This is a genomic window from Allobosea sp. TAB14 (assembly GCF_052113865.1).
GTDB classification, from domain to species: Bacteria; Pseudomonadota; Alphaproteobacteria; order Rhizobiales; family Beijerinckiaceae; genus Allobosea; species Allobosea spartocytisi.
Genome location: NZ_JBFRDQ010000212.1, coordinates 1 through 6,765, shown reverse-complemented (window position 1 = coordinate 6,765; position 6,765 = coordinate 1). Strand labels below are relative to the sequence as shown.

6 protein-coding genes are annotated in these 6,765 nt (G+C 69.0%); 3 read left to right on the top strand and 3 right to left on the bottom strand.

Annotation, left to right across the window (positions count from 1 at the left end; all coding sequences use genetic code 11):
• A partial coding sequence (gene putA / locus AB4Y99_RS23800; protein WP_441525057.1) for a bifunctional proline dehydrogenase/L-glutamate gamma-semialdehyde dehydrogenase PutA occupies positions 1–1,764 on the bottom strand: 1,764 nt, incomplete at its 3' end.
• 122 nt (positions 1,765–1,886) lie between these two features.
• Between putA and AB4Y99_RS23795 the strand changes: the two genes are divergently transcribed.
• The 3 genes from AB4Y99_RS23795 (at position 1,887) to AB4Y99_RS23785 (ending at position 5,230) form a co-directional block, all read left to right on the top strand.
• Positions 1,887–2,345 carry an Lrp/AsnC ligand binding domain-containing protein gene (locus tag AB4Y99_RS23795; RefSeq protein ID WP_038363168.1) on the top strand — a complete coding sequence of 153 codons (459 nt, stop codon included), beginning with the start codon at positions 1,887–1,889 and terminating at the stop codon, positions 2,343–2,345.
• A 116-nt stretch (positions 2,346–2,461) separates the two neighbouring features.
• Positions 2,462–3,511, top strand: coding sequence for an ABC transporter substrate-binding protein (locus tag AB4Y99_RS23790; protein WP_441525056.1), 1,050 nt, complete (start codon positions 2,462–2,464; stop codon positions 3,509–3,511).
• A 105-nt stretch (positions 3,512–3,616) separates the two neighbouring features.
• Positions 3,617–5,230 (top strand): AMP-binding protein, encoded by a 1,614-nt coding sequence (locus AB4Y99_RS23785; RefSeq protein WP_441525058.1) that lies wholly within the window; start codon positions 3,617–3,619, stop codon positions 5,228–5,230.
• 88 nt (positions 5,231–5,318) lie between these two features.
• Here the strand turns inward: AB4Y99_RS23785 and AB4Y99_RS23780 are convergent, their stop codons facing one another.
• Positions 5,319–6,440 (bottom strand): CobW family GTP-binding protein, encoded by a 1,122-nt coding sequence (locus AB4Y99_RS23780; protein WP_441525055.1) that lies wholly within the window; start codon positions 6,438–6,440, stop codon positions 5,319–5,321.
• Between the two features lie 15 nt (positions 6,441–6,455).
• Positions 6,456–6,765: EamA family transporter (locus tag AB4Y99_RS23775; RefSeq protein ID WP_441525054.1), on the bottom strand; the 310-nt coding region annotated here is incomplete at its 5' end.

Below are 6,765 nucleotides of genomic sequence, written 5' to 3'. Positions count from 1 at the left end.
GCCCTTCACTGCCGCGGCCATGGCGCGCTCGGCGGTCGCGGCATCGGCCTCGATCACCTTGCCGATCGGCTTGCCGTCGATGGGCGAGCGCACCTCGCGGGCCGTGCCGGGCTGCGGCTTGCCGTTGATGATCGGCGCGGCATCGGGGAATTGGCCGGCCGCCGCGATCTCCTTCAGCAGACCGTCGAGGCTTTCCTCATGGCCGAGCTCGGTGCCGGCCGAGTTCTTGCGCGAGGGGCCGTAGAGATCGGCCGGGAGCGGGATGCGGCGGTGGCGGGCGGCGCTGGCCGAGCCGATGATCTCGGCCGGCGCCAGCAGGAGCTGCGAGACCGGAACCTCGGGGTCGCCGGAGGCGCTGACGAAGGAGGAGTTGGCGCCGTTCTCGAGCAGGCGGCGGACGAGATAGGCAAGCAGGTCCTGATGGCCGCCGACCGGCGCATAGGTCCGGCAGGCATAGCCTTCGTTCTCGCGCAGCAGCTTCTCGTAGAGCGCCTCGCCCATGCCGTGCAGGCGCTGGAACTCGAAACCCTCGGCATTCCCCGCCATCTCGGCCACGGTCGCGACGGTGAGCGCGTTATGGGTGGCGAATTGCGGGATGATGCGCGGCCTAAGCTTCAGGAGCTGGGCCGCGCAGGCTTCGTAATTCAGGTCCGTCATCGCCTTGCGGGTGAAGACGGGATAGTCGGGCAGGCCGCGCTCCTGGGCGCGCTTGAGCTCGGTGTCCCAATAGGCGCCCTTGACCAGCCGCACCATCATGCGCCGACCATGGGTTTCGGCGAGGCGGCCGATATGGTCGATCACCGCCGAGGCGCGCTTCTGATAGGCCTGGATGGCGAGGCCGAAGCCATCCCAGCCGTCGAGCGAGGCATCGGCGAAGACGGCGTCGATCACGTCGAGGGAGAGTTCGAGCCGGTCGGCCTCCTCGGCATCGACGGTGAAGTTGAGGTCGTAGCCCTTGGCCTGACGGGCGAGCGCGACGACCTTCGGCACGAGCTCCGACAGCACGCGCTCATGGTTCGTCGCGTCATAGCGCGGATGCAGSGCCGASAGCTTGACCGAGATGCCSGGSCKGTTSGGCAGMSKGTCRTTGCCGGCSGAGCGGCCGATKGCGTCGATSGCSGCGGYGTARGAGGCGAAATAGCGGTCGGCGTCGGCTTGCGTGCGTGCGCCTTCGCCCAGCATGTCGAAGGAATAGCGATAAAGCTTGCCGGTGCCGGAGCGGGCGCGCTTCAGCGCCTCCTCGATGGTCTGGCCGAGGACGAAATGATTGCCCATGACGCGCATCGCCTGGCGCGTCGCGGTGCGAACCGTCGGCACGCCCAGGCGCTTGGCGAGGCTGCTGACGATGCCCGTCGGCGTTTCGCCGGGCTGGATGACGCGCGCGGTGATGCCGAGCGCCCAGGCCGAGGCCGAGACCAGGAAGGCGTCCGATTTCGCTTCGTGATGGGCGAAGTCACCCTGGCCGAGTTTGTCTTCGATCAGCCGGTCCGCCGTGGYGGCGTCGGGCACGCGCAGCAGCGCTTCGGCCAGCACCATCAGCGCGAGGCCCTCCTTGGTCGAGAGCGAATATTCGCGCAGCAATTCCTCGATGCCGCCCAGGCCCGCCTTGCGGCTGCGGATCGCCTCGATCAGCCCGGTGGCGCGGGCGTCGATCCGGGCCTTGGCCGCCGGGTCGCGGCGGGCGCCTGCGAGCAGCCGGCCGGCCATGGCGCCGTCATCCTCGGCATAAGGCGCGCGGAAAGGCGGGACGGTCGAGATGGCCATAAGGGGCTCCGAAGGCGGGCTGGAATATCTGAAGGATGATGAGAGATCGACCGCATATCAATTGGCATTTCAGGCAAGTTTGCCTTATGAAACTCCATAGAAGATGAATTTTATAGAGATTTATCATGCTTGACCGGACGGACCGCCGCATCCTCTCGCTTCTGCAGGGCGATGGCCGGATCGCCGGCGTCGAGCTCGCCGAAAAGGTCGGGCTTTCCCCCACGGCGACGGGCGAGCGGCTGAAACGCCTGACGCGGGACGGTTTCATCACCGGCTACCGCGCGACGCTCGACCCGACGCGGCTCGGCCTGAACCTGCTCGTCTTCGTCGAGGTCTATCTCGACAAGACGACGCCCGATGCCTTCGAGCGCTTCGCCGCGGCGGTGAAGCGGGCGCCGGAAGTGCTGGAATGCCATATGGTGGCGGGCGGTTTCGATTATCTCGTGAAGACGCGCGTGGCCGATATGAATGCCTATCGCCGCTTCCTCGGTGAGGTGCTGCTCGCCCTGCCGGCGGTGCGCGAGACGCGCACCTATGCCGTGATGGAAGAGGTCAAGACCGATGGCGCGCTGCCATTGTGACCGCCCGACGCAATCGCGTGACGATGTTGACGTGATTTCAACGTGTTGTGATCTCAAACTGCTCCGGTAGGCGATCGACGGCCGGCCGTTCCGGCCAGAATGCTTCCGAGGTTCCCATGGCGCCCCTGCCGCCCCGTGCTTCCGTTCTGCTCTCGCGCCGCGCTTTCGTGGCGGGAGCCGCCGCCTGCGGCTTCGGGGCGAGACCGGCTTCGGCCGAGACGGTGACGCCGATCCGGATGCTGCTGAGCTGGCGCCTCGAAGGGCTCGCGGGGCTGTTCCTCGCCGCGCAGGAGAAGGGCTATTTCCGTGCGGAAGGGCTCGATGTCAGCTTCGAGGCGGGAAGTGGGGCGCGGCAAACCCCGGCGCGCGTGGCGGCCGGCGAGTTCGATGCCGCCTGCGGCGACGTCAATGCGTTGATGCGCTTCCGGGACGCGAATGCCGGCCAGGATCTCAAGGCGGTGATGATGATCCATGATCGCCCGCCTTTCGCCGTCATCGGCCGCCGCAGCCGCGGCATCTCGGCCGAGCCGGCGAGCCTCGAAGACAAGAAGCTCGGCGCACCGGCGGCGGATGCCGCCTTCGCGCAATGGCCGCTCTTCAAGGTCCTCACCAGGATCGACGACAGCCGGATCCGGCTGGAAAATATCGGCTTCCCCGTCAGGGAGCCGATGCTGGCTTCCGGGGAGGTCGACGCCGCCTTCGGCTTCGGTCCCTATTCCTTCGCCGGCCTGAAGGCGCGCGGGGTGCCGGCGGACGACATCGTCGTGATGACGATGGCCGATCACGGGGTCCTGCTCTACGGCAATGCGATCATGGTTTCGCCCAAGCTCGCGGCCGACAAGCCGGAGGCCGTGCGCGGGCTCCTGCGGGCGCTGGTTCGCGGTGTCCGGGATGTGGCTGCGAATCCCGACCTCGGCGTGCAGGCGATCATGCGTCGCAATGAGAATGCGCAAGCCGAGGTCGAGCGCGAGCGGCTGACGCTGGCGCTCGCGCAGAACGTGCTGACGCCCTCTGTGAAGGAACACGGTCTCGGTGGCATCGACCGGGTGCGCTGGGTGGCGGCGCTGGAGCAGAGCGCGCAGGCCCAGCCCTTCCGCGACAAGGCCCGCGCGGGCGATGCCTTCACCGACGCCTTCCTGCCGGCGAAGGACGAGCGCCTGTTCTGAGCGCCGCGCCTGGCGCAAGGCGGCCTGTCCCATGAGAGGGTGACAGGGCGGGGCGGGCTGCCTATCGTGCCGCGCCTTTTTCCACCGGATCCCGGTTCTTTGCACCTGCCCGACCTGCCTGATTACGCCCAGCTCCGTTCCGCTTTCCGCTGGCGCATCCCCGAGCGCTACAACATCGCCGCCGATGTCTGCGACCGCTGGGCCATGGCCGAGCCGGAGCGGCCGGCGATCATCGAGGTGTCGGGCGACTGGCAGGTCGAGCCGGTCAGCTTCGGCTGGTTCCGGGAATATTCCAACCGGCTCGCCAATGCCCTGCGGGCGCGTGGCGTCGCGCGCGGCGACCGCATCGCGATCCTGCTGCCACAGGGGCGGGCGGTGCTCGCCGCCCATCTCGCGGCCTACAAGCTCGGCGCCATCGCCGTGCCGCTGGCGGCGCTGTTCGGCGTCGATGCGCTGGCCTACCGCCTGGCCGATTCCGGCGCGAAGGTCGTCGTGACGAACGCGCCGGGGCTGGCGAAGCTGCGCCGGATCGAGGAGCCCTTGCCCGGGCTCGCGCTGGTCATCTCGACCGATGGCCGCGACGGCGAGGCCGAGGATTGGGAGGCGCTGCTGGCCGGGGCGAGCCCGGATTTCACGCCGGTCGACACCACGCCCGACGATCCGGCGTTGATGATCTACACCTCCGGCACCACCGGCAATCCGAAGGGCGCGCTGCACGGCCACCGCGTGCTGCCGGGCCATTTGCCGGGCGTGCAGATGCCGCATGAGTTCATGCCCCGGCCGGGCGACCTCGCCTGGACGCCGGCCGACTGGGCCTGGGCCGGCGGCCTGCTCAACATGCTGCTGCCGGCGCTGCATTTCGGCGTCGCGGTGGTGGCGCGGCCGGTGACGCGCTTCGAGCCGGACGAAGCCTACCGGCTGATGCAGGATTTGCGGATCCGCAACGCCTTCGTGCCGCCGACGGCGCTGAGGATGCTGCGCGGCGCCGGCAGCCCGCGCGGCCGCTTCACGCTCAACCTCAGAAGTGTCGCCGCCGCCGGCGAGGCGCTGGGCGCCGAGACGCTGGAATGGGGGCGTGAGGCGCTCGGCCTCACCATCAACGAGGCCTATGGCCAGACCGAGTGCAATCTCGTGCTCGCGTCGAGCGCCGCGATCGGCGTCAGCCGGCCGGGCGCGATCGGCAAGGCGGTGCCGGGACATGAGGTCGCGATCATCCGGCCSGAYGGCTCGGTCTGCGCAGCCGGCGAGGAGGGGCAGATCGCGGTCAGGCGCCCCGATCCGGTGATGTTCCTCGGCTACTGGAACAATCCCGCGGCCACGGCGGCGAAGTTCATCGGCGACTGGATGACGACCGGCGACGAGGGCGTTGAGGACGAGGACGGCTATGTCCGCTTCATCGGCCGCGACGACGACGTCATCACCTCCTCGGGCTATCGCATCGGGCCGGGCGAGATCGAGGATTGCCTGCTGCGGCACCCGGCGGTGGCGCTGGCGGCGGCCGTGGGCAAGCCCGATCCGCTGCGCACGGAGATCGTCAAGGCCTTCGTCGTGCTGAAGCCGGGTTATGCCGGCTCGCCGGCGCTGGTGTCCGAATTGCAGGATTTCGTCAGGGCGCGGCTCTCGGCGCATGAATATCCGCGCGAGATCGCCTTTCGCGAGGAACTGCCGCTGACGACGACCGGCAAGATCATCCGCAGGCTGCTGCGGGCGGAAGGGTAGGCAGGAGGCAGCCCTCATCCTGAGGAGCCGCGCAGCGGCGCTCCTCAGGATGACGGCTCGAACTGTCAAAACACTCTGAGAAGCGCTTTCAAGCCGGTTGAGCGGCGCTCTCGCGGGCCTGCTGGCCGAGGAACGCCGCCCAGAGGCGCTGCACCGTCTCTTCCTCGATGTCCTTGACGATCAGGACGAGGCGGGAGCGGTGGTCGCCGTCCGGCCAGGCATCGAGCCGGATCGGTGGATGCAGGATCTGCTGGACGGCATGGACCAGCAAGGGGCGCTCCGGCTGGTCGGCAAGCCGGACGAGGCCCTTCAGCCGGAGCAGGCGCGGCCCGTGGATCGAGCGCAGCAGCGTCCAGAACAGCTCGAAGGTCTGCTGTGCCACCGGCTGCTCGGCCGTCAGCGCGAAGGCCCGGATCGAGGCGTCGTGGCGGTTGACGTCGTGCGGGTGCTGATCGTGGTGCTCATGGCCATGGTGGTGGTCGTGCCCATGCCCATGACCATGGTGATGATGGCCGTGGTCGTGGTGCCCCGGTAGCGCGTCCGCCGCCAGCCAGTGCCGCAGAGCCTCCGGTCGCTCGGCGAGATCGTAAAGGCCGGCGCCGAGCAGCGCCGAGGCCGGAGCATCCGGCGGCAGGATCTCGATGCCGGGATTGAGTGCGGCGAGGCGCGCGCGCAGCGCCGCGACATCCTCGGGCGCGGCGAGGTCGGTCTTGGTCAGGACGAGCCGGTCGGCCGCGACGACCTGCCGGCGCGCCTCCTCATGGGCGTCGAGCGTCGCCATGCCGTTGACCGCATCGACCAGCGTGACGACGCCGTCGAGCCGGAAGCGCAGGGCGAGATAGGGGTGGTTGATCAGCACGTTGAGGATCGGCGCGGGGTCGGCGAGGCCGGTCGTCTCGATGACGAGGCGGGAGAAGGCTCCGATGCGGCCGTTGTCGCGGCGGCGCAGCAGGTCTTCCAGCGTGACGATGAGGTCGTCGCGGATGGTGCAGCAGAGGCAGCCGGATTCCAGCAGGATCATGTTCTCGGCGACGCCTTCGACCATCAGATGGTCGAGCCCGACCTCGCCGAACTCGTTGACGAGCACGACGGTGTCGGCCAGTGCCGGATCCTTCAGCAGGCGGTTGAGCAGGGTCGTCTTGCCGGCGCCGAGGAAGCCCGTGAGCAGGGTCAGCGGAACGGGAACGGGGCGGGCTGGATCGCCGGTCATCACACTCTGAAAGCCTCAGGCCGGCACGGGGCGCCGCCTCGATTGTTCTAGTATTACATTAGTGACCAGCGCCGCGATGACAAGGGCGCCGCCGGCATATTGCAGAGACCCCAGCCGCTCGCCGAGGACGACGGCCGCGATCGCGACGGCGATGATCGGCTCGGCGCAATAGGCGAGGCCGGCGGGGCCCGGCGCGATCCGGGCCAGCGCCAGGATCTGCAGGACGAAGCCGATGAGATAGCCGCCATAGGTCACGGCGAGCGCGATCGGCGCGAGCAGGAAGGCCTGCGGCGGCAGGAAGCCGCCGGTCAGCGCGAGGATCAGC